General features: G+C 67.4%; 2 protein-coding genes. Both read right to left on the reverse strand.

What is annotated here, in order from left to right; translation table 11 throughout:
- Positions 1 to 108: 108 nt before the first annotated feature.
- Positions 109 to 1,272, reverse strand: a complete 1,164-nt coding sequence (locus tag Cba03nite_RS39365; RefSeq protein WP_203757672.1) for a tyrosine-type recombinase/integrase — start codon at positions 1,270 to 1,272, stop codon at positions 109 to 111.
- Positions 1,269 to 1,443: helix-turn-helix domain-containing protein (locus Cba03nite_RS39370; RefSeq protein WP_203757675.1), on the reverse strand; the 175-nt coding region annotated here is incomplete at its 5' end. The genes Cba03nite_RS39370 and Cba03nite_RS39365, both read right to left, overlap by 4 nt.

Consider the following 1,443-nt stretch of genomic DNA (forward strand, 5'->3'; position numbering starts at 1 on the left):
CAAGGCGGGGGTTAGGAGTTCGATTCTCCTAGGCTCCACCAGCTATAACTAGGCTGTACCGAAGGCTGTAGTACAGCCATCGGTACAGCCTAGCGCTTTTTGATCTAGCTATTGGGGCCTCTTCTCCTCGCCTTCCTCGCCCATGATTCGATCGATGCCGTCCGCTGCGTCGCGCGCCTTCGCGGGCAGGACATGCCCGTAGGTGTCGGCCGTGAGACGGATCGTGGAGTGGCCGAGCAGGTCCATCACGGTTCGCAGTTCCTGCCCGTCGTGGAGGAGGAACGTCGCGAACGCGTGCCGGAGATCGTGCAGCCGGAGCCATTCCAGCCCTGCGGCCTGGCGAGCCTGCTCGAACCGCCGGTTGACGTTGCGCGGCTCCATCGGTCCACCCAGCGTGTTGGCGAAGACAAGGCCGGAGTCACGCCACAGCTCACCGACAGCCGCCATTTCCCGGTCCTGCACCTCACGGTGTCGCACGAGCGCCTCGCAGGCGAGCCGCGCCAGCGGCACGGGCCGCGCCGACCGGTGCGTCTTCGGCGACACGATCCTGAGCTGACCGCTGACCCGCTGGAGCGTCTGGCGGACGAACAGCACCTTCTCGTCAGTCTCGACGTCGATCCACCGCAGGCCGAGCAGCTCGCCCCGCCGCAGGCCTGTGGTTAGCGCCAGGACGAAGAACGCCTCCAGGCGGTCGCCCGACACCTCCGCGAGCAGCTTCCGGGCCTCGGCCGGCGTGAGCGCCCGGCGCTCCGTCCGGCCGAGCTTCGGCAGCTTCGCGGCCTTCGCAGCGTTGCGCTCGACCAGGTCGAGGCGGAGAGCGTCGGCCAGGGCGACGCGTAGCACCGCGTGAATCTTCACCACCGACGCGGCGGCCATCCTGTCGCGCAGCTGCGCCACCATGCGTTGCACGTCCCGCGGTGCCAGCTTGTCGAGCTTGATTCGCCCGAGGTGGGGGATCAGGTGTCCGTCGATGACCTGCCGGTATCGCGCGATCGTCGTCGGCTTGGTGGAGCCGTCCCGGTCCTTCTCCGCCAGCCACTCAGTCAGCCACTCCGCGAGTGTGCGAGGCGCAGCCGCCAGGTTCATGCCGAGCTGGAGCGCGCGGCGCAGCTCGTCACGCTTCTTGATGGCCTCGGCTTCGCTGGTGGCGTAAACGTACTTGCGGCGGCGTTTGCCATCGATCCAGCCGAGATCGACTACAGCGGCCCAGAGGCCCGGCCGCTGCTCGTATACCGAACCTTCGCCGTGCCCACGGCGATTCTTGCCACTCATGCCATGCCCTCTTCACTGGTCAGGAACTCTTCGATTGCGGTGACGGGGATCAGGCGGGCGCGGCCCGCTTTGACGGAACGGAGGCGTCCGGCGCGCATGAGCACATACACCGTGTCTCGGCAGATGCCGAGCAGTTCGGCAGCCTCTGCGGGCCGAACGCTGCGCTTCTCT

This window comes from Catellatospora bangladeshensis (assembly GCF_016862575.1).
GTDB lineage: Bacteria > Actinomycetota > Actinomycetes > Mycobacteriales > Micromonosporaceae > Catellatospora > Catellatospora bangladeshensis.